This window comes from uncultured Fretibacterium sp. (genome assembly GCF_963544685.1).
Lineage (GTDB): Bacteria > Synergistota > Synergistia > Synergistales > Aminobacteriaceae > CAJPSE01.
Window position 1 is genome coordinate 12,175 of sequence record NZ_CAUUGJ010000006.1, and the last position, 20,461, is coordinate 32,635.

Annotated in this window: 21 protein-coding genes; 7 read left to right on the plus strand and 14 right to left on the minus strand. The window is 65.8% G+C overall.

Going from position 1 to position 20,461, the window contains the following annotated elements; all coding sequences use genetic code 11:
* Positions 1-90 precede the first annotated feature (90 nt).
* The 11 genes from ABLA28_RS01310 to ABLA28_RS01360 all read right to left on the minus strand — a co-directional run bounded on the left by ABLA28_RS01310 (position 91) and on the right by ABLA28_RS01360 (position 12,067).
* Positions 91-1,083, minus strand: coding sequence for an oligopeptide/dipeptide ABC transporter ATP-binding protein (locus tag ABLA28_RS01310; RefSeq protein WP_347712191.1), 993 nt, complete (start codon positions 1,081-1,083; stop codon positions 91-93).
* The gene (locus ABLA28_RS01315; RefSeq protein WP_347712192.1) at positions 1,080-2,225 is read right to left on the minus strand and encodes an ABC transporter ATP-binding protein; all 1,146 of its coding nucleotides are present in this window, start codon (positions 2,223-2,225) and stop codon (positions 1,080-1,082) included. The genes ABLA28_RS01310 and ABLA28_RS01315 overlap by 4 nt, the downstream gene beginning before the upstream one ends.
* Positions 2,226-2,228: 3 nt before the next feature.
* Positions 2,229-3,233: an ABC transporter permease gene (locus tag ABLA28_RS01320; protein ID WP_347712193.1), complete on the minus strand. Its 1,005-nt coding sequence runs from the start codon at positions 3,231-3,233 to the stop codon at positions 2,229-2,231.
* The gene (locus ABLA28_RS01325; protein ID WP_299301940.1) at positions 3,230-4,174 is read right to left on the minus strand and encodes an ABC transporter permease; all 945 of its coding nucleotides are present in this window, start codon (positions 4,172-4,174) and stop codon (positions 3,230-3,232) included. The genes ABLA28_RS01320 and ABLA28_RS01325 overlap by 4 nt, the downstream gene beginning before the upstream one ends.
* 35 nt (positions 4,175-4,209) lie before the next feature.
* Positions 4,210-5,853: a peptide ABC transporter substrate-binding protein gene (locus ABLA28_RS01330; protein ID WP_347712194.1), complete on the minus strand. Its 1,644-nt coding sequence runs from the start codon at positions 5,851-5,853 to the stop codon at positions 4,210-4,212.
* 64 nt (positions 5,854-5,917) lie between these two features.
* Positions 5,918-6,682, minus strand: a complete 765-nt coding sequence (locus ABLA28_RS01335) for an ABC transporter ATP-binding protein (protein ID WP_299301934.1) — start codon at positions 6,680-6,682, stop codon at positions 5,918-5,920.
* Between the two features lie 7 nt (positions 6,683-6,689).
* Positions 6,690-7,526: an ABC transporter permease gene (locus ABLA28_RS01340; RefSeq protein WP_347712195.1), complete on the minus strand. Its 837-nt coding sequence runs from the start codon at positions 7,524-7,526 to the stop codon at positions 6,690-6,692.
* A 3-nt stretch (positions 7,527-7,529) separates the two neighbouring features.
* Positions 7,530-8,639, minus strand: coding sequence for an ABC transporter substrate-binding protein (locus tag ABLA28_RS01345; protein ID WP_347712196.1), 1,110 nt, complete (start codon positions 8,637-8,639; stop codon positions 7,530-7,532).
* A 62-nt stretch (positions 8,640-8,701) separates the two neighbouring features.
* Positions 8,702-9,541, minus strand: a complete 840-nt coding sequence (locus tag ABLA28_RS01350) for an acyl-CoA dehydratase activase (RefSeq protein ID WP_347712197.1) — start codon at positions 9,539-9,541, stop codon at positions 8,702-8,704.
* Between the two features lie 5 nt (positions 9,542-9,546).
* Positions 9,547-10,692, minus strand: coding sequence for a double-cubane-cluster-containing anaerobic reductase (locus tag ABLA28_RS01355; protein ID WP_347712198.1), 1,146 nt, complete (start codon positions 10,690-10,692; stop codon positions 9,547-9,549).
* 559 nt (positions 10,693-11,251) lie between these two features.
* Positions 11,252-12,067, minus strand: a complete 816-nt coding sequence (locus ABLA28_RS01360) for a lysophospholipase (RefSeq protein WP_347712199.1) — start codon at positions 12,065-12,067, stop codon at positions 11,252-11,254.
* Between the two features lie 212 nt (positions 12,068-12,279).
* Between ABLA28_RS01360 and ABLA28_RS01365 the strand changes: the two genes are divergently transcribed.
* From ABLA28_RS01365 to ABLA28_RS01395, 7 genes are all read left to right on the plus strand, one after another.
* Entirely contained in the window at positions 12,280-12,708 is a 429-nt protein-coding gene (locus ABLA28_RS01365) for a transcriptional repressor (protein ID WP_299301905.1), read from the plus strand.
* Between the two features lie 108 nt (positions 12,709-12,816).
* Positions 12,817-13,758: a zinc ABC transporter substrate-binding protein gene (locus ABLA28_RS01370; protein ID WP_347712200.1), complete on the plus strand. Its 942-nt coding sequence runs from the start codon at positions 12,817-12,819 to the stop codon at positions 13,756-13,758.
* Between the two features lie 12 nt (positions 13,759-13,770).
* Positions 13,771-14,529, plus strand: a complete 759-nt coding sequence (locus ABLA28_RS01375) for an ABC transporter ATP-binding protein (RefSeq protein ID WP_347712201.1) — start codon at positions 13,771-13,773, stop codon at positions 14,527-14,529.
* Positions 14,526-15,353: a metal ABC transporter permease gene (locus ABLA28_RS01380; protein ID WP_299300062.1), complete on the plus strand. Its 828-nt coding sequence runs from the start codon at positions 14,526-14,528 to the stop codon at positions 15,351-15,353. Before ABLA28_RS01375 ends, ABLA28_RS01380 begins: the two co-directional genes overlap by 4 nt.
* Before the next feature lie 59 nt (positions 15,354-15,412).
* Entirely contained in the window at positions 15,413-15,868 is a 456-nt protein-coding gene (locus ABLA28_RS01385) for a hypothetical protein (RefSeq protein WP_314717385.1), read from the plus strand.
* A complete protein-coding gene (locus ABLA28_RS01390; RefSeq protein WP_347712202.1) occupies positions 15,868-16,362 on the plus strand; it encodes a metal-dependent hydrolase in 495 nt (164 codons plus the stop codon). The genes ABLA28_RS01385 and ABLA28_RS01390 overlap by 1 nt, the downstream gene beginning before the upstream one ends.
* A gap of 142 nt (positions 16,363-16,504) precedes the next feature.
* Positions 16,505-17,335 carry a Bro-N domain-containing protein gene (locus tag ABLA28_RS01395; protein ID WP_347712203.1) on the plus strand — a complete coding sequence of 277 codons (831 nt, stop codon included), beginning with the start codon at positions 16,505-16,507 and terminating at the stop codon, positions 17,333-17,335.
* A gap of 39 nt (positions 17,336-17,374) precedes the next feature.
* Here the strand turns inward: ABLA28_RS01395 and ABLA28_RS01400 are convergent, their stop codons facing one another.
* Genes ABLA28_RS01400 through ABLA28_RS01410 form a run of 3 tightly spaced genes read right to left on the minus strand, consistent with a single transcriptional unit; the run spans position 17,375 to position 20,397 of the window.
* Entirely contained in the window at positions 17,375-18,871 is a 1,497-nt protein-coding gene (locus tag ABLA28_RS01400) for a YifB family Mg chelatase-like AAA ATPase (protein WP_347712204.1), read from the minus strand.
* Positions 18,868-19,371, minus strand: a complete 504-nt coding sequence (locus ABLA28_RS01405; RefSeq protein WP_347712205.1) for a Fic family protein — start codon at positions 19,369-19,371, stop codon at positions 18,868-18,870. Before ABLA28_RS01405 ends, ABLA28_RS01400 begins: the two co-directional genes overlap by 4 nt.
* A complete protein-coding gene (locus ABLA28_RS01410) occupies positions 19,372-20,397 on the minus strand; it encodes a hypothetical protein (protein WP_347712206.1) in 1,026 nt (341 codons plus the stop codon). It abuts the gene before it with no gap.
* Positions 20,398-20,461: the final 64 nt, after the last annotated feature.

The window sequence follows — 20,461 nt, forward strand, 5'->3', positions numbered from 1 at the left end:
TGGACGGAGAAAATGTCTTCTCCGAAAAACAATGGGGCTTACTGCCAACGGAGAGGACCGTCACGAAAAAGGCGTTTCGTAAGTCGCCCTTCAGCCCCTCCCGACGCGATGACACGCCACGAAGTGGCCCGGCGACACCTCCTCGAGCTCGGGCCGGAACTGACGGCACCGTTCCTCGGCCAGCGGGCAGCGCGGGGCGAAACGGCAGCCGCACTGAAAATCGACGGGGCTGCCCACCTCGCCGCTCAGGCGCACCCTCCGCGCGCTCATGGGGTTGTCCGGATCGACGTCCGGGATGGACGAGAGCAGCGCCCGGGTGTACGGGTGAAGCGGCTCCCCGTAGAGTTGGGCCGTCCCGGCCAGCTCCACGAGGGCGCCCAGGTACAGGACTCCGACGCGGTCGGAGATGTGGCGCACCACGGCCAGGTCGTGCGCGATGAAGAGCGACGTCAGCCCGAGGTCCCGCCGCAGGTCTACGAGGAGGTTGACGATCTGGGCCTGGATGGAGACGTCCAGCGCCGAGATCGGCTCGTCGCAAACCAGCAGCTCTGGCTCCACGGCCAGGGCCCGGGCGATGCCGATGCGCTGGCACTGCCCGCCGGAGAACTCGTGGGGGTAGCGGGAGCGGAACTCCGGCCTCAGACCCATCCGCTCGAGAAGGCGGCAGACCCGCTCCTCGCGTTCCCGCTTGTCCCGGCACAGGCGGTGAGCGTCCAGCCCCTCGGCCACGATGTCCCCGACGGTCATCCGGGGGTTCAGGGAGGCGTAGGGGTTCTGCAGCACGATCTGCGCCCGCTTCTTGAGGCGCAGCCGCTCGGCTCCCCTGGCGGCGTGCACGTCGAGCCCGTCGAAGAGCACCCGTCCGGACGTCGCGGGCTGAAGCCCCAGGATGGTCCGGCCCAGGGTGCTCTTGCCGCACCCGGACTCCCCGACGATCCCCAGGGTCTCCCCCCGGGCGACCTCGAAGCTGACGTCGTCCACCGCCCTCAGGATGCGGCCTCCGCGGAGCCGGAAGTACCGGCAGAGGCGCTCCACGCGCAGCAGAGGGGAGGACGCGGAACTTGCGGAACCCGTCTGCGTCATGCCGTCGCCTCCTTCCGCCCGGCCTTCGGGCACCGTATTCCCTCCGGCACGGCGACGTGCGGCGCCAGGGGATGGCGGAGCCAGCACCGCACCCGGTGCCCCTCCCCCTCCGGGTTCCGCTCGGGGTCGGACTCCGGCGACGGAAGCAGAAGCTCGGGCGGCGCGGCGCGAGTGCAGATCTCCATGCAGTAGTCGCAGCGCGGCGCGAAGGGGCAGGCGGGACGGGCCCCGGGGTCCTCGATCAGGTCGGGCGGCGTCCCGGATAGGGAGTAGAGCATCGGGCGGCCCGAGCCCCCCGGACACGGTACGGAACGCAGCAGCGCCCAGGTGTAGGGGTGGGCGGGCCTGAGGAGCAGCTCCCGCTTCGGGGCGCTCTCCAGGATCTCGCCCGCGTACATCACCTGGATGCGGTCCCCCACCTCCGACGCGACGCCCAGGTCGTGCGTGACCAGCAGGACCGAGAGGTCGAAGCGCCGCTGGAGCTCCCGGATCAGGTCCAGGATGTCGGCCTGGGTGGTGACGTCGAGGGCCGTCGTGGGCTCGTCCGCGATCAGGACACGGGGCGTCCCGACCAGGGCCGAGGCGATCATGACGCGCTGGCGCATCCCGCCCGAGAGCTCGTGCGGGTACTGCCTCATGCGCGTCTCCGGGCTCGATATCCCCACGGCGTGCAGCATCTCGAGCACCCGGAGCCGCCTCTCGGGGCCCCGCAGCCTCGTGTGGAGCAGCAGGGTCTCCTCCACCTGCTCCCCGATCGTCAGGGTAGGGTCCAGCGAGGTCGAGGGATCCTGGAAGACCATCGCCAGGCTCCGGCCCCGGACGCGCTGCATCTCCCGCTCCGTCAGCCTCAGGAGGTCCCGCCCCCGGTAAAGGATGCGGGAGCTCCCCGGGACCTCGGCCGCCTCGTCCGGCAGAAGGCGCATCAGGGCCCGCGCCGTCATGGACTTTCCGCAGCCCGACTCCCCGACCGTCACGAGCGTCTCGCCGGAGCCGAGGGTAAAGGAGACGTCCCGAACGACGTGAAGGCGGCCGTCGCGGGTGTTCAGGTGCACGTTCAGGTTCCGGACCTCGAGGATCTTTCCGTTCCCGGTCCCCCCACCCGCGATCTTCTCGTGCGCAATCCCTTTGTCCGCGCCGTTCACGGTTCAGTCCCTCACGCGGGGGTCCAGCGCGTCGCGGAGCCCGTCGCCCAGCATCTGGAAGGAAAGCATGGTCAGGCTGATGAAGAGCGTGGGAAAGAAGAGCTGCCAGGGATAAAAGAGCATCTGCTGCTGCGCGCCCGAGGCCAGCGCGCCCCAGCTGGTCATGGGCGGCTGGATGCCCAGCCCGATGTAGGACAGGAAGGCCTCCCCGAAGATGAAGAGAGGGATGTCGAAGGTGACCGCGACGATCATGACGCCCATGATGTTGGGGATCAGGTGCTTCCAGAGGATCCGCCACGGCGAGGTCCCCAGGGCCCGGGCCGCCAGGACGAACTCCTGCTCCTTGATCTGCAGGATCTGCCCCCGGACCAGATAGGCCATGTTGCACCAGCCCGTCAGGGTCATCGCGACCAGCAGGCTCGCCATCCCGCGGCCCAGGATCAGGGAGACCAGCACCGCCAGGACCAGGTAGGGGATGCTCGACAGGACGTCCGCCAAGCGCATCATCGCGTTGTCGACGGCGCCGCCGAGCCCCGCGGCCACCCCGCCGTAGAAGAGCCCCGCCAGGATGTCGATCAGCGCGCCGGCGAGCGCGATGATCAGCGAGACCCGCCCCCCCACGGCGACGCGGGTGAAGAGGTCGCGCCCCATCTTGTCCGTCCCGAACCAGTGGGCCGCGGAGGGCCCCAGGTTCTTCTCGGTCATGCTCAGGGCCTCGTGCCCGTAGGGCGTCAGCTCCGGCCCCACGACGCAGAGCGCCGTGACGAGCGCCAAAAGCGCCGCGGACAGGAGGGCCGCCCGGTTGCGCCTCAGACGGCGCCAGGCGTCCTGCCAGTAGCTCACGGACGGCCTGAGGAGGAAGGAGGCCTCGTCGGGCCGCTCGACGAAGCGAAAGTCCTCCGGACGGAGCTCCGCGTCCGCCGGGGCCGTCCCCTCCATCCGTACCGAGTTCCCGATCCGTGCCGGGTCCCCCATTCCATCGGAGCCGGCGGCGCGCATCCCCATCATAGGGTTCCGCCGCCGTCCCGCGCGAAGCGGATTCGGGGGTCCAGAAAGCCGTAGAGGACGTCCACGGCCAGCATCGACAGGATGTAGAGGGCCGACAAAAAGACCGTCTGCCCCATGATCAGGGTATAGTCCCGGTCCCCGACCGACGAGACGAAGTAGAACCCCAGCCCGGGCACGGAGAAGATGCGCTCCACCACGAAGGCCCCGCCGAACATCAGGGCGATCTGGGGCCCCAGCAGGGTCACGATGGGCAGGATGGCGTTGCGCAGCACGTGCCGGCGGACCAGGCGGAGGCGGCTCATGCCCCGGGCCCGCGCGGCCAGGATGTAGTCCTGGCTCAGGACTTCCAGACAGCTTGCGCGCATGAAGCGGGCGTACTGAGCCGTGGAGTAGAAGGACAGGGCCAGGGCGGGGAGCACGACGTGGGCGAAGCCGCCCCAGCCCGTGACGGGGAACCAGCCCAGCCGCACGGCCAGGAAGTATTGGAACAGGGAGGCCAGCACGAAGTTGGGGATGGACACCCCCAGGATCGCCAGGAGCATGACCGCGTAGTCCAGCGCCCTTCCGCGGTGGAGCGCCGCCACGACACCCAGCGTGACCCCGAGCCCCGCCCCCCAGAGGATGGCCGTCAGGCCCAGCACCCCGGACACGGGGGCGTAGCGGGAGAGGATGTCCCCGACGCCCCGCCCCCGGTAGCGCAGCGACTCGCCCAGGTCCCCCTCCGTCAGCAGCCGCTTCCAGAAGAGCACGTACTGCTCCGAAAGGGGCCTGTCGAACCCGTAGCGCTCGAAGGTCTGGCGGCGCAGGGACTCGGGCAGCTTCTCGGTCATGGCCTCGATGGGGTTGCCCGGCACGGAGTGGATGATGAAGAACGTGGCGCTCATCGCCACGAACAGGGCGACGAGCGAGTAGAGCAGCCTTTTGAGGACGTACCGAGTCATCGAAACCCTTCCTTCGTCCCGCGTCCGGACGGGCGCTATCTCTCGACGGAGACGGTCTTGTAGAGCATGGCGGTGAAGGTGGGAGCGGCGTACCCCTTCACGTAGGGATGGACGTAGTCGAACCCGGTGGCGTAGGCGTAGGGGGCGATCGTCCCCTCCTCCAGCAGGATGCGCTCCGCCTCCGTATAGTTCTTTGCCCTCAGGGCCCTGTCCGCGCTCCGCCCGGCCTCCCGGACCAGGGCGTCGTACCTCTCGTTCGACCACCCCGTCGGGATGGTCCGGGTGCCCGTGATCCACAGGTCCATCATGGAGGAGGGATCGTTGAAGTCCGCGTAGTAGGATTTGTAGCCCATCTGGTAGTCCAGGTTGCGGTTGCGCTCCTGGAAGACGGGCCACTCCACGGGGTCGAGCTCCAGGTCGACGCCCAGCCTCGTCTTGTAGGCCTGCTGGAGGTACTCCGCGAAGTCCCGGGTGGCGTTATGGCACATGAGGACGACCTTCAGCTCCTCGGGAGCGCCGCTCATTCCCAGCTCCTTCAGTCCCTCGGCCAGGAGCGCCCTGGGGTCGGGATGGGCCGAGGCCAGATCCCTGACGGGCTCCCCCGCCAGCTTGCGGAAGTTCTCCCCGTCCAGGTCCATGGCCGGCGGCAGCCAGCCCCAGGCGGCCGGCTCCAGCCCCAGGCTGACGTCCCTGTGAATCTCCTCCCGGTCGAGCGCGAGGCTGAACGCCAGGCGCACCTTTTTGTTGGAGAAGGGCGGGACCGTCTGGTTGAAGAAGACGTATTTGGTCTCGGGCATATAGACGATGTTCTTGACGTACCCGCCCTTGCCGGCGGGGTTCTCGTCCAGCTTCTTCGCCCACTCCGCGGAGTAGACGGAGGTGAGGTCCAGCCCCCCGTTCTCGAAGTCGCCCACCTTGGTCGACTCCTCGGCGACGATCTTCATCTCGAGGCGGTCCAGCTTCACGTTCTCCGCGTCCCAGTACAGGGGGTTCCTGACGAAGGCGAGGGAGCTGTTGTGGACCCACTTCTCGAGGATGAAGGGGCCGCAGCCCACGATCTTGCCCGCGTCCGTCCCGTAGGCGTCCCCGTACTTCTCCACGACGTCCCGGCGCGCGGGGAACATGGCCGTGCCCGCCGCGCTCTGCAGCAGGTAGGGGACCGGGTGCTCCAGTCGGACCACGAGCGTCCGGTCGTCGGGGGCCTCCAGCCCGAGCTCGGAGAGCGGCTTCCTGCCCAGCAGGACGTCGCCCGCATTCTTGATGAACCGGACCTTCCCCGAGATGGGGGACGCGGTCGCGGGATCGAGCACGCGGGAGATCCCGTACACGAAGTCCGAAGCCCGCAGCGGCTCGCCGTCGGCCCATTTCATCTCCCTCAGTCGGAACGTCCAGGTCAGGCCGTCCTCGCTCGTCTCCCAGGACTCCGCGCAGGCGGGCACCGCGACCTCGCGTCCGTCCTTGACGACGATGCCGGTCAGCCCCTCGATGACCTGGGAGGCCACCATGGCGGAGTAGTAGTCGGAGACGCGCGCCACGTTGAAGGAGTCCGGCTCCTCGTCGATGGGAATGCGGAGCACCCGGGGCTCCCCGGCCCGGGACGCGCCGGCGAACGCCAGAGACAGCCCCAGGCAGAGTGTCAGCAACACAAAAACGCTTAGCCTTTTGATCACGCTTGACATGATTTTTCCTCCTCGCCTACACTCAAAAACAGGATTCCCGCAGGAACAGCCTCCCACCGTGCCCCTATGTCTGCTCCGCCTCCAAGAGCGTCAGGATCTTCTCGAGCGTCCGCGCATAGACGGCATTGTCCCTTTTCCGCGGGTGGGGCAGGTCCAGGGACTCCTCCAGGATGATCCGACCCGGTCGGGCAGACATGACGACGATACGGTCGGCCAGGAAGACGGCCTCGTCCACGCTGTGCGTCACGAACAGGATCGTCTTGCGGTGCACCTGCCATATCTTCAAAAGCTCCTTTTGCAGGATGATCCGCGTATGGGAGTCAAGGGCGCCGAACGGTTCGTCCATCAGCAGAATCTCCGGGTCGTTCGCCAAGGCCCGGGCGATCGCCACGCGCTGCCGCATCCCCCCGGAGAGCTCGTGAGGGAGGGCCCGTTCAAAGCCGCTCAGCTTGACGAGTTCAATGTAGTGCGCCGCCGCCGCTTTCCGCTCTCCAACCGGACGTCCCAACAGCTCCGGGCCCATCCAGACGTTCTCCTCCACGCTGCGCCAGGGCATCAACGAGTATTCCTGAAAGACCATGCCCCGCTCCCGCCCGGAGCCCTCGATCTCCACCCCCTTCATCAGCGCCCTGCCTCCGGAGGGGCGCTCCAGGCCGGCCAGGATCCGCAGCAGAGTGGACTTCCCGCACCCGGAGGGCCCTACGATGCAGACGAACTCGTTCTCCTTCACCGAGAGGTTGACGTCCAGGAGGGCGGCGACGTCCCTGCCTTGGTCCGATGCGAAGCGTTTGCCCAAACCCTCGATCCTGAGAAGACTGTTTTCCCTCATCATACCATCACCTGTAGAGGCTTTGCCACTGAAAGGCCCTGCGCTCGATCAGGATGAAGATCGAATCGATCAGAATCCCCATGACGCCGATGGCGATCATCCCCGCGATGACGACGTCCGTCTGCGCCACCGTGTAGGCGTGCGTGATGAGGTATCCGACCCCCGAGATGCTGCCGGGCATCATCTCGGCGGAGACCAGGCACATCCACGCAACCCCGAGCCCCACCCTCAGCCCCGTGAAGACCTGCGGGGCGGCGTGGGGGAGGACGACGTACCGAACGATCTGCCACGGCGACGCACCCAGAACCCGGACCGCATCGATCAGCGTCACCCGAACGCTCTGGACGCCCCCGATGGTGTTCACCAGGATGGGGAAGAAGGCCCCGATGAAGATGATGAACAGCATGGAGATCTTGATGTTGCTGAAGAAAGGGTACCACGCCCCCTCTTCGATGCCCAGGATCGTCGCCATACTGGCGACGCCGAACCAGGCCAGCACAAGAGGGATCCAGGACAATGGGGGGATGGGGCGAAAGAGCCCGGCCAACAGCCCCAGCATCCGGTTCAGCCAGCTCCAGTATCCCATCGCGAGCCCCAGCGGAACGGCAACGAACACGGCCAGGAGGTACCCCCCGAACACGCGGACAAAGCTGACGGTCACGTTGCCGATCAGAGACCCCATGTTCAGCAGGTCCTTCGTGGGGTGGAGCAGGATCGCCAACACCTCTTCGATCTTGGGCAGTACGACGGCGTTATCGATCCTCAGGGACGCGTAGTGCCAGAACAGCAGGAAAAGCGCCGGGGCGACCAGAGACAGCGCACCCCGGCTCAGGCAATGCCTCATCGTCTATTTCGCGTTCTGCTTCTCCGCGTAGCGGAAGTCGAAGACCAGTTCCTTGCTTTCCTCGAGGGTCTTGCCCTTCAGAAGGTTCTTGAACTGCCCCATCCTGTTCATCATCTCCGGGTACAGAGAGGCGTTGCGGAACCATTTCGCGTCAGGGTTTGTCGAGTACGTCATCTCGGACATTCGCGTCGCCTCGACGGGGACGCCGAACCAGACCGCCGAGAGTTCGTCCGCCTCGTCCTTATGGGCGTTGCACCAGGCGCTCGACTTCGTCAGCAGCTCCAGGTAAGCGTCCAGGATGTCCGAGTGCTTCTCGATGACGTTCACGTGTGCGGCGGTCACGCAGCAGGGGAAGTGGTCCCACTTGCCCGCAGGGGGAAGGGTCTTGAGGTCCAGGATCATCTTGCCCTGCTTCTTCAGCACGGCCACCTGCGGGACGGGTGCTGGAGCAACCCAGAAGTCGACCTGTCCCGAGGTCAACGCGGGATTGAAGTTGGCGACCCCTTTCAGGTCGACCAGGAGGACGTCGGCCTCCTGCTTCGTCGCGTTCGCGTCCCCGGTCAGGCGCAGGCCGGCCTCGAAGAGCGCGGCCTCGACAAGGACCTTCGGAGCGCTGGTTGGAGAATGGTAGCCCAGCTTGACGGGCGCCTTGGCCTCCCTGATAAACGCCAGAAGGGAATCCCAGTCGTCGACGGGGGAATCCAGGCGCCCCACCATCGCGATACCGTCCGCCTGGATGGGAGCCAGCACCTTGATCGGCGTGCCGTTGTCGATCGCCGACAGCATGGCGGGGAACGAGTTTGTCGTCAGGTCCAGATGGTTCTGGGCGAAGAGCGATGCGGCCTCGGAACCGCTCTTCGTCACGATGACCTCGAACCGGGCCATCTTTTTGTCCCCCCGGTAGAGGTCGTACTTCTCCTTCTCGACGACCGGCTTGAACCAGACGCCGAAGTCTTTGAAGGCCTCTCCCTTCTGCAGCGCGATGGTAAAGCCCTGCTGGTGCGTCGTCATGGTGTAGGCCATGCGGATCACAGGGACCTTCTCCTCCTCCGCAGCGAACGCGGGCAGAGCAAAGGCCCAGGACAGCGCCAGTACCGCAGCAAATTTCTTCATTCTCGACACTCCTTTTTTCTCTCGGCGAAGCCGTGAGGCCAACGCCGCAAAACGCCGGACCCTCAACTGCGATGGGGCTCCCGTCCCCGCAGCGCCTGCTTCTGCGCCAGGAGCGCCGCGCCCAGCGCCCCGGCGAACTGCGAGTCCGGGCTGACCCGGACGGCGCAGCCCAGCCGCTTCTCCAGAAGGCGCACCAGGCTGCGGCTTCGCGAGACCCCGCCGGTGAAGGCCACGGGCTCGTGGAGCCCCACGCGCCGCAGCATCCCCTCCGCGCGGGAGGCGACGGAGTCCAGCAGCCCCAGGGACAGGGCCCGCTTGTCCACCCCCTGGGCCAGGAGCCCCACGACCTCGGACTCCGCGAACACCGTGCACATGCTGGAGATGGCGCGGGGCTCGAGATCGTCGGGCAGGCTGCTGAAGTCGTCCAGGGTGCAGCCCAGCATGACGGCCATGTTCTGCAGAAAGCGCCCCGTCCCCGCGGCGCACTTGTCGTTCATCAGGAAGTTGACGACGTTCCCGTCCCGGTCCAGGGCGATGGCCTTGCTGTCCTGCCCCCCGATGTCCAGGATCGTCCGCACGCCGCCGGGCTCCCCATCCCGAAAGAGCCGGCCCGCACCCACGGCATGGCAGGAGATCTCCGTGACGCGCCCGTCGGCCTCCACCGCGTTCCGCCCGTAGCCGGTGGCGACCGTGCGCGCCACGTCGCCCCGCGTCAGGCCGTTCCGCTCCAGGAGCCGCGCGCAGGCGTCCGTCCCCGTCTCTCCGGGGTTCCAGCCCGTGGGGACGACGCAGCGGTCGGCCCACTCCGAGCCGCGCATCAGGACGGCCTTGACCCCCACCGAACCGATATCCACCCCGACCGTCCAGATCGGCGCGCCCACGCCGTCCGCCCCCGTGCCCACGGCCCCTACCCCATCATCTCGACGAAGGCGCCCATGCGCGTGTTGAGCTGCTCCACGTCGCCCTGATAGTAGTCCGTCTCCACGGTGATGCAGGGGATGCCCATGCTCTCCATGCGCTCGTGTACCTGAAAGGACTCCACGTTGTAGGTGTGGCACGCCTGGAGGATGAGGTCCACCATCCCCTCGGCGGCGTACTCCCCGGCGAGGTCCTCCAGCAGGTCCAGACGCTTGTCGTTCGGCGTCATGCAGGAGCAGGGGATGTCCAGGTACTTCCGGGCCAGGGCCTCGTAGGGGGGCAGCGACTCGTCCACCAGCTCGTAGTTGGGCTTGATGCCCCCGCAGTTCTCGAATGCGACGATCACGCCACCGTTTTCCTCGATGGCGTTGAACACCTTCTCCACGCTCTTGCCGGTGGGGCAGCCCGTGACGATGATGCGCCGCCGGTCCGGCGACACGCGGCGCTCGCCCGCCTCGTAGTTCTCCCGGAGCTTGCGCGTCAGGTCCCGGATCAGGTCCAGCATCCCGGGGTCGCCGAAGCTGATCTTGAAGTACTCGTTCACCACGTGGACCTCGCGCCCCGACAGCGGCGCCGGGTTCAGCTTGGAGAGCTCGTAGAGGTCCGACATCACGCGGCGCTCCTCGTTGCGCCATGCGATCTCGCGCCTCAGCGCCTCCTCCGTCACCACCGTGCCCAGGGCCTCCTCCAGCCTCCGGGCCAGGCGCTCGATCTCCGTCCGCCACTGCCCCACGGCCTCCTCGGAGACGGTCTGGGGCAGCTGCATGACGTGCGTAGGCCTGAGACGGTCCATGATCTCGTACATCTTCTTCTTGCCGTCGCAGGTCGTCTCCCCCACCACCAGGTCGCAGAAGTGGAAGTAGGGACAGGTGTCGGTCAGGGCGAAGCCGTAGCTGGCCTTGACCAGCGGGCAGAGGTTCCGCGGCAGGTGCTCCTCCGCCGCGGCGATGGGCTTCTCGCTCGTCGCGCACAGGGTGGCCGGGATGGCCCCCGCGGCCCGGATCACCTCGTAGGGCGTGTAGGCGCAGTAACAGCCCACCACCTTCCGCCCCCCCTCGACGGCCTCCTTGATCCGCACCGGACCGGCGGGAATGGCCTCCCGCATCTTCCCCAGAATCGCATCGATATCGTGCATGGTTTGAAAACCCCTTTTCTCCTCAAATACGAAAAATACGAAATACGCAGCAGAGGACGCCATGTGCCGACGGGCACAGAGCGCTCGCAGACCTGCAGAACAGGACAGGAACGGCAAAAAGTAAGGGAAGCCCCCATCGGGGGGCCACCGAACGGTGCGGTGAAATGGAGGGACGGGCGGAATCGCCCGTTTGCCGGATCGTTTATCTAAACGAAAGATCGCCCCGCGAAGAACCGCACCGAACGATGCATCCCGTGCACCGCGGCCCGGAGCGTCAGACAAAACCGGACATGGCGATCCTCCTCTTTCGGGAACGAGATTTCCGGTGCAAGCGCCCGGAGGCTCCGCAAGACAAAATGAGCCGAATGTAAGTATGTTCCGAACGGGGCGGAAAAGTCAAGGGGTCCGTCGCCTGCTCGTTTCAATTCCCAATCCTCTGCGGGCAGCGGGCGAAGGACCGGCGTGCACGTGAACTGTGTAGGCCGCCTGAAGGACTCGATCGGAATCGAGGCGGCATTCGCGGCCCGATAAAATCCCCGAGCCCGGCGGCGCAGCGACCTTACGGCCGGAATCCCTCCATCCACGCGACGATGCGCGATATCGCGTCGTCGCGCGCGGCGTCGTGCAGGATGTCGTGGTAGCAGCCCGGAAGGATCTCGAGCGTCTTGTCCGGCGAGGCGGAGCGGCTGTGGATGATCCGCGACGACTCCACCGGGACGAGACGGTCGTCGGCCCCGTGGAGCGTCAGGCAGGGCAGGGCGTGGCGGTGAAGGGAGGCGGTCAGGTCGTCGACGCCCCGCACGAAGACCTCGTAGAGCAGCTTGTTGGTGAAGGCGTGAAGCACCCAGGGGTCCCGGTCGTACTCGTCCGCCACGTCCGGGTCCCTGCTGAGCAGGGCCGAGCCGACGGAGGGCGAAGTCCGCATCGCTATCCTCCCGATCTGGGGCCGGCGGAAGCTGCGGTAAAGCGGAAGCTCGCAGGCGCAGGCGCCCAGAAAGACCTGCCCCGACAGCCCCTCGGGATACCGGATGCCCAGGAGGAGGGAGACCAGCCCCCCCATGCTGTAGCCGCAGGTGAACAAGGGGCCCGGCGCGTCCCTCCGAGCCGCGCCCGCGATGAATTTCGCGTCGACCACGAGGTCGTCGTAGTCGTTCAGGCAGGCCCGGGCGCCCCCGGACCGTCCGTGCCCGCGGTGATCGTAGCGGACGACCCTCCAGCCCGCGGCATTGATCCGGCGGACGGGTTCGTCGAACCTTCGGCAGTGCCCTCCCAAACCATGCAGCAGGACGACCGTGCCGCGGAACGGCTCCGGCGCGTCGATGCATCGATAAAGCTCCGTCCCGTCGAAGGAACGGACGATCTCCTCGTGAAACATGCTCCCCGCCTCCCCGCGCGCTCCGGAACCGGGAGGGGCCGGAACGCGGCATGGCTATCCTCCCCTCATTATAAGATAAGGGCCGAAATACCGGCGGGGCGCACAATTTTCTTTCAAAAGCTCCTTGACAAATCGGCATGGCGGAGTTATCCTCCCCAATGTTGATTATGCGTCTCAGTTTCATACCCTGATTTCGGAGAGGAGGCGGTCCCTTGGCGGCTGCGGCGGAGTCGCGCAAGAGCACCCGTCAGAAGGCATCCATCCTGAGGTGCCTGTGCGGCATGGAGGGCGCTCACCTGACGGCGGACGAGCTCGTCGATCGCCTGAAGCGCTCCGGGACCCCGGTCAGCAAGGCGACGGTCTACCGTTTTCTGACCGAGCTGGAGGAGGCGGGGCGCGTGCGGCGCTACCGCGGCCCCGAGGGCGGCCCGGCGCTGATCGAGTACCTCGGCGATCCGGCGGAGGGGGAGGAGGATTACCATCTCCTCTGCGAGACGTGCGGGACGATGCTCCACTTCGACAGCGAGCCCCTTCGCGAGGCCTTCCATCGCTTCGCCGACGAGAACGCCCTCGCGATCGACGAGAGCAAGCTCGTCCTCTACGGGAAGTGCCCCGGCTGCGTCAAGCGGGACCGAGGCTGAGCGCATGTCACAGGCGCTCCGGTCCGTGGGGGCCGGTGCGGAGGATACGGTTCGTTCCGTCTCCAATTTTTCAGTTCAATTTTTTCATTTCCGGGAGGTTACCGAACTTTGAGGATTTCAAGAACGTTTGCGGCGGGCCTTTGCGCCCTGCTTTTGGCGTTGACCGCGGCGGGAGGCGCCGGGGCCGAGGAGCGGAAGCTGTCGGTCGTGTGCAGCCTTTTCCCGCAGTATGACTTCGTCCGGCAGATCGCCGGGGACCGTGCGTCCGTCCGCATGCTCCTGCCCCCCGGGGTGGAGAGCCATACCTTCGAGCCCCGTCCGTCCGACATGAAGACCCTGAACGACGCGGACGTCTTCGTGTTCACGGGAAAGTACATGGAGCCCTGGGCGGAGCGCATCGTCCAGAGCCTGGACAACAAAAAGCTGGTCGTCGTGGACGCGTCCCTGGGGGTCGCCCTCCAGAAGGAGCCCGACCATGAGGATCACGACGAGCACGGACATACGCACCATCACCACCACGAGTACGATCCGCACATCTGGCTGGACCTGTCCCTGGCCCGGAAAATGGTGGACAACATCGCGGCCGGGCTGAGCACGGCCGACCCGGAGCACGCGGACCTGTACGCGAAGAACGCCGAGGCGTACAAGGCCCGGCTGGCGGAGCTGGACGCGGAGTTCGCCTCCATCGTGAAGAAGGGCCGGCACCGCACCCTGGTGTTCGGGGGACGCTTCGCCTACCTTTATTTCCTGAAGCACTACGGCCTGAACTACGTGACGGCCTACGACACCTGCTCCTCGGAGGGCGAGCCGGGCGTCCAGCGCATCGCTCAGGTGATCCAGTACATCAGGAAAAAGGACATCCGCTGCATCTTCCACGAGGAGTTCGTCGTCCCGAAGGTCGCGCAGTCCATCGCCGAGCAGACGGGGGCGAAGCTGCTGACGTTCAGCACGGCCCACAACCTGACGAAGGACGAGTTCGAGAAGGGCGTGACCTTCCTGGACATCATGAAGGCCAACCGGGACAGCGTCGAGCAGGCGCTGACCCTGTAGGAGGGGCGGCCGTTGAATCGCTCCGGGGACGGCGCGCTCCTGACGCTCTCGCACGTCTCCATCGCGTACGGCTCCATCGTCGCGGTGGAGGACGTCTCCTTTGACGTCGCCGAGGGGGAGTTCTTCTGCATCGTGGGGGCCAACGGATCGGGGAAGAGCACCCTGATCCGGGGCATCCTGGGCCTGACCCCCCTGGCGGGGGGACGCGTCACCCTGGAGACGGGCCCCGACGGGGCGGCCTACGTCCCCCAGGTCGAGGGGGCGGACCGCGACTTTCCCGCGACGGTTTGGGAGATCGTGCTGACCGGGACCCAGCGCCGGGGCTGGCGCGCCCCGTTCTATACCCGCGCGGACAAGGAGGCCGCGACGGCGGCCCTCTCGGCCTTCGAGATATCGGACCTGGCGGGCCGGCGGATCGGGAAGCTCTCTGGAGGACAGATGCAGCGCGTCCTGCTTGCGCGGGCGATGTGCCGCGGGCCGAAGCTGCTCCTCCTGGACGAGCCCTGCTCGGGGCTGGACGCCGACAGCAGGCGCGGGTTCTACGAACTGCTCGCCCGGCTTAACCGGGAGCGGCGGACGACCATCGTGATGGTCTCCCACGACCTCGACGAGGTCGCCGCGTGCGCGTCGCGCGTCGCGGTCATGGCCCGGCGCCTGCTCTTCGTGGGAACGCCCGATGCCTGGCGCAGCGGGGCCTGGAAGGCCTCCATCCTCGACTCCGGCATCCTCGACCCCGAGGGCGTGCCGGTCCTCTCGGAGGTGTCGGCATGACGTTTCAAGAGGTCTGGGAGGTCCTGTCCTATCCCTTCGTCACGCGGGCGCTGATCGTCGGCGTGATGGTATCGCTGTGCGCCTCCATTCTCGGCGTGATCCTGGTCCTGAAACGCTATTCCCTGATCGGCCACGGGCTCTCCGAGGTGGGGTTCGCGGCGCTCTCCGTGGCCCTGGCCTTCAACCTGCCGCCGCTCTACGTGTCGACGCCGCTGGTCATCGCGGCGTCGTTCGTCATCATGTTCGTCAGCCAGCGCAGGAGGGTCGGCGGCGACGTGGCCATCGGCATCGCGGCCTCGGCCGCCCTGGCCTTCGGCGTCCTCGTCACGGCGCTGACGCGCGGGATGAACCTCGACGTGTGCAGCTACATGTTCGGCAGCATTCTGGCGATGACGAACGAGGACGTCGTCCTCTCCGTCGCCCTCTCGCTCTTCGTCACGGGCCTGTTCATCCTCTTCTACAACCGGCTCTTCCTGATCACCTACAACGAGGACTACGCGCGGTCGCTGGGAATAAACGTCACGCTCTATCAGTTCCTGATCTCCTTCCTCACCGCCCTCACGGTGGTGCTGGGCATGAGGATGATGGGGACGCTCCTGATATCGAGCCTGATCATCCTTCCGGCGGTCACGGCGCGCAGGCTGGTGAGCAGCTTCCGGGCGCTCGTCGTGACGTCCGCCTGCATCTCGCTGATCTGCTTCGCCGCGGGGCTGGCCCTGTCCTTCGTCTGGAACCTGCCCACGGGCGCCAGCATCGTGTCCGTCAACGTGGCGGCGCTGATCGGGGCCGTCCTTCTGTCGCGCCTCATGGGGCGCACCGCGTGAGCGGGCGAACCGGAGGCCTGCGGCGGGGAAGGGATTTTTTCATGATAAAGGAGTTTTGCATGAGGATACTGAAACGGGCGCGCACCGCAGCCCTTGGGCTGAGCCTGTGCCTTCTGGCCGCCGCCCTGCCCGCGGATGCGTCCGGGAAGCCGGACTACGTGATCCGCGAGAACTTTTTCGTGGGGATGATCACGGACATCTTCATGAACATGAGCGACTACAGGGGCAAGACCATCCAGTACGAGGGGTTCGTCCTGCCCATCACGGCGGAGAACTTCGGCGAGGGGCCGGAGAAGTTCGCCGTCGTGCGCATCGCCGTCTGCTGCGGCCCGGACGACATGCCCATCGGCTTTGCCTGCATGGGGAAGGACGCCCCTCCGGAGAACGCCTGGGTGCGCGTCACCGGGGTGCTGCAGGAGCGGGACCTGAACAACGGAGAGCCCCCTTATCCCTATCTCGACGTGCAGGAGCTGGAGGTCCTGACGAAGCGCGGCAAGCAGAAGGTAGCCATGTGATGACGGGGCCCGGGCACCGCGTGCTGAACTTCATGTTCATCGGGGCCCTGACGCGCTCGCTCCCCGCCGCCCTCTTCGGCCTCTTGGGCAGCGCGTTTCCCGATACGGTCGAATACCTGATCTGGGGCGCCGGGCGAAACCGGCACCATCGCAGGAGCTCGCACTGGATCGTCCTGTGGCTGGCGGGCTTTCTCTTTTGTTTCCTCGCGGGGGCGAAGCGCACGGTGCCGAGCCTTTCGGGGCTCGCCGCGGCGAGCCCCGAATCGGTCTGGGGGTGCGCCGCCTTCTGGTTTCTGGGCTGCGTGCTCCATGTGCTGGGCGACGCCTGCTGCGGCAAGGTCCCGCTGTTCGTCCCCTGGAGGAGGCGATTCGGGTTCCGCGTCTTCGAGATGTCGCCGCGACGCGGCGAGATGAGTCGGGGCGAGCTGATCTTCGTCGCCTTCACGTCCCTTTCGGCGCTGGGGGCCTGGCTAAGCCGGGGAGTTCTGCTCTGATCCGTCCGGGAACGTCCGGACAGGACGCCGAACGCCTCTCTGCAGTATTGTGTATGCAAATCGATGACCCCGCAAAAACAACCTCGAAATTCTGTGCTGGAGATCGCGCTCTCCGCAGGGAGATGAGCCCATGAGGTCCGAATTGAAGCTGTTCGAGGAACAAAGAGTCCGAAGCGTTTGGGATGAGGAGAGGGAAACATGGTACTTCTCCATCGTCGATGTGTGTCAGGTTCTGACGGACAGCTCCGACGGCAGGAAGTATTGGAACAAGCTGAAACAGCGTCTCAAAGAGGAAGGCAATGAAACGGTGACGAATTGTCACCAGTTGAAAATGCCTGCGGCCGACGGCAAAATGCGTCTGACGGACGTTGCCGATACGGAGCAGCTTCTACGGTTGATCCAATCCATCCCATCCCCTAAGGCCGAGCCCTTCAAAACGTGGCTTGCCATGGTCGGCAAAGAACGCCTCGATGAAATCGCCGACCCTGAGCTTGCGTTCGACAGGGCTGTTGAAACGTATCACGCAAAAGGGTACTCCGAAGCATGGATCAATCAGCGCCTCAAATCCATTGAGATCCGTAAGGAACTCACGGCGGAATGGCGGCGCTCCGGCCTCGAGACGAACAGGGACTACGCCATACTGACGAACGAAATCACAAAAGCCTGGTCCGGACTTTCCGTTTCAGAATATAAACGACACAAAAACCTCAAAAAGGAAAACCTGCGGGATAATATGACGAACCTCGAGCTCGTTCTGAACATGCTCGCCGAGGCTTCCACCACCGAAATCTCCAAAGCGGTCAGTCCGCAGGGCTTTGAGGAGAGCAGGGCTGCGGCGCGCGAGGGCGGCGCTATCGCGGGCAGAGCACGGCAGGAAATCGAAGTCAGGACGGGCAGCAAAGTCATCTCCCCGGCAAACGCAAAGACAACCGAGGCCCTGGATACGAAAGTGGATACAAAAGAAGAAGGGTGACGGAGCTCGCCGTCCGTGGCAGCAGCGTAACGAGGTTCCTCAGGGCGCGTTTCCCTGCCGGTACATCAGCGCCTCCGCCAGGTGCGGCGTGCGGATGGAGGGCTCGCCCGCGAGGTCGGCGATGGTGCGGGCCACCTTCAGGACCCGGCTGATGCCGCGCCCGGAGAGCTTCAGACGGCCCGCCATCCCGGCAAGGTAGTCCCGCGACTTGGCCGAGAGCTCCAGGTGGCGCCGCACCAGTTTTTCGGGCAGCTCGGCGTTGCAGGAGAGGCCGAACGGGGCCCAGCGCCTCTGCTGGACCTCCCGCGCCCGCACCACGCGCGAGCGGATGGCGGCGCTGGACTCGGCCCCGCCGGAGAAGGAGAGCAGCTCCTTCGGCGTCAGACGCGGGACGGCGATCTGGAGGTCGATGCGGTCGAGGATGGGGCCGGAGAGCTTGCGCCGGTACCGGTCCAGTTCCGCGGCGGAGCAGACGCACTTCTCCACGGGGTCGCCCGCGAATCCGCAGGCGCAGGGGTTGGCCGCCAGGACCAGCAGGACCCGGGAGGGGTAGGCGACGGTCCCGGACGCGCGGCTCACGACGATCTGCCCGTCCTCCAGAGGCGCCCGCAGGCTCTCCGTCAGGTCGCGCCGAAACTCCGTAAACTCGTCCAGAAAAAGAACGCCCCGATGGGCCAACGACACCTCTCCCGGCCTCAGGGCGCTGCCCCCGCCGCAGACGGAGACGGTGCTGGCGCTGAAGTGCACCGTCCGGAACGGCCTTCGCCGCCCCCGCTCGACGGGCATCCCCAGGGTGCTGCGGACGAGCAGCGTCTCGACCAGTTCGTCGTCCGTCAGGGGCGGCAGGATGCCGTTCATGGCGCGGGCGATCAGGGTCTTTCCGCTCCCGGGCGATCCGATCAGCAGCAGGTTGTGGTGGCCCGCCGCGGCGATCTCGGCGGCGCGCCGTGCGGCGGCCTGCCCCTTGACGTCGGCAAAATCGGGCTCCGCAGCGAAGTCCTCCTCGGGCATGACCGCATGGGGCGCCGGGGTGGGGGCCGACTCCCCGCGCAGTACCGCGGCGAGCTCCCCCAGCGTCTCCGCGCAGTAGGCCCGGACGCCCCGGACCAGGGAGACCTCCTCCGCGTTCTCTCGCGGGACGTAGAGCGGAAGGTCCAGCTCCCGCGCCAGGAAGGCGGCGGGAACGGCCCCGCGGACGCGCCTCAGGCGTCCGTCCAGCGCCAGCTCGCCCATGTAGAGGGCCCGCTCCGGGGGACGGAGCGCCCCGGCGGCCCCCATCATGCAGAGCGCGATGGGCAGGTCCAGCAGGGCGCCCTCCTTGGGCACGTCCGCGGGGGCCAGGTTCACCGAGACCCGCCCCTTCAGACCGAGGCCCAGGGCCCGCAGGGCGGCCCGGACCCGTTCCTTCGACTCCCGGACCGCCACGTCGGGGAGCCCGACGATGCTGATGGCGAACAGCCCGCCCGTCATCTCGACCTCCACCTCGACGGGAACGGCCTCCATCCCCCTCAGGGTGACGCCCAGCGTGGCGTTCATGAGGAAGCCTCCTCTCCGTGGATTGAAGATGTCCTTTTCAGCCTGAACGGTTCCGCCTGAGGCGTATCGATGGCGTCGATAATCCTCAGTTTGAGTTCCTCATCGTCGAATTCTTCGTTTACCGTGTTGACGACGATCTCGTACAGCAGGTCCTTGCCGATCGCCCCAGCCGCTACGTGCCGGCAGACATTCTCCATTTTGGCCATGAATCGTCCGGCGCAATAGACGTACCCGTTCAGCAGAAGCATGTGAGTACACAGAGCGATGGCAAATCGCTTGTTGCCGTCGAGAAAGCAATGGTCCCGGCACAGAGAAAAAAACAGGTGCGTCAACTTCTCCTCGAAAGTCGGGTAATACGTGTCGTCCCGAATGAAGTCCAGGACGCTCCGGAACCGCGCTTCGCCGTCGCCGATAAATCCGCTGGCGCCCCCGCCGCTTACGGCGATGGTCTTGGCATAGACCGACAAGGCGCCTTGGGGCGTAGGGTACAGGATAACCATTTAGCCCCGATCCCTCAGGCGTTTCAGCACATCCTGCGCGTCCTCGATGCGCTCCGCCAATTCCTTGCTCTTTTCCCCAAGAAAGCGCTCGAAGTCCTCGACCGGCAGGGCGCGGATGTATTCGGAGATGTTCTCGTGCAAGGCGTCACGGAATGCCAGATCGCGGCTGGCCATCTTCATTCGGGCCTTTTCGATCAGGGGTTTCCAGAGCGGGAGGGCGGCCAGCTCGTCAAAAACAGAGTCCACCTCCCAAGGCTCCAGCTTTCTCTCCAATGCCTCGCTGCGCTTTTCCAGCTCGGAGGCCAGCCCGCTCTCGAAAGCCGTAATCAGATCGAGCACCTCGGAATAAAAAGTATGGCGGGTTCGATCCTTCTGGGCAAGCCTCAAGATTTTCCGATACTCCTGGTTCCTTTCCCTGAAGATGGCGAGGTAGATTTTGTTGGTGTAATTGGCGTACTTGAAGTTGCCCCCGCTCACAAAATCCCTGAGCGCGTCCGTAAATTGCCTGTGGTAATCTTCATCCTGATACAGCGAGAAGATGAAATCCTCATCCCTCTGGTTGATGTATTTCGTCGAGCCGCCGCACCGCAGATTGATGGTATCGATCACGATATCCAGGATCATCTGACGCATCAGGCGAGCACGACTGCCCTCCACCACCAGCATCGCGAGGTTCAGGAAGGCGCGGAAATCGAAGACGCCCAGCTGAGGGCTCCTGAGAATGTTCCCGACATCGATTTCGGGAACATCCGTTTGAGAAAGTATTTTTTTCAGTGATTGCAAGATCTCGCCCCGCAAAACCACATACCCGTTTCGGACAAGTTCCTCGTTGTGGTTTTCAAGATAGCGCTCCACCGTGCGAGGCGCTATCTCCAGGAAGGACGCGACCTGCTCCTTCAAAAAGACGTATCGGCCCTGAAAAAGAATCCCACGAAGCCCGACGGCCTTTTCTATCTCCCGCATCGCCATGGCGTTGTTCAACACATTGCTGCGATCAAGGTGGGAATCCGTTAGGTTTCGGCCCATATCGACAATCCCGCTCCTTTTTGGGGCCGTGCGCTCGCGACGGGCACGGCCTCCATCCCCCTCA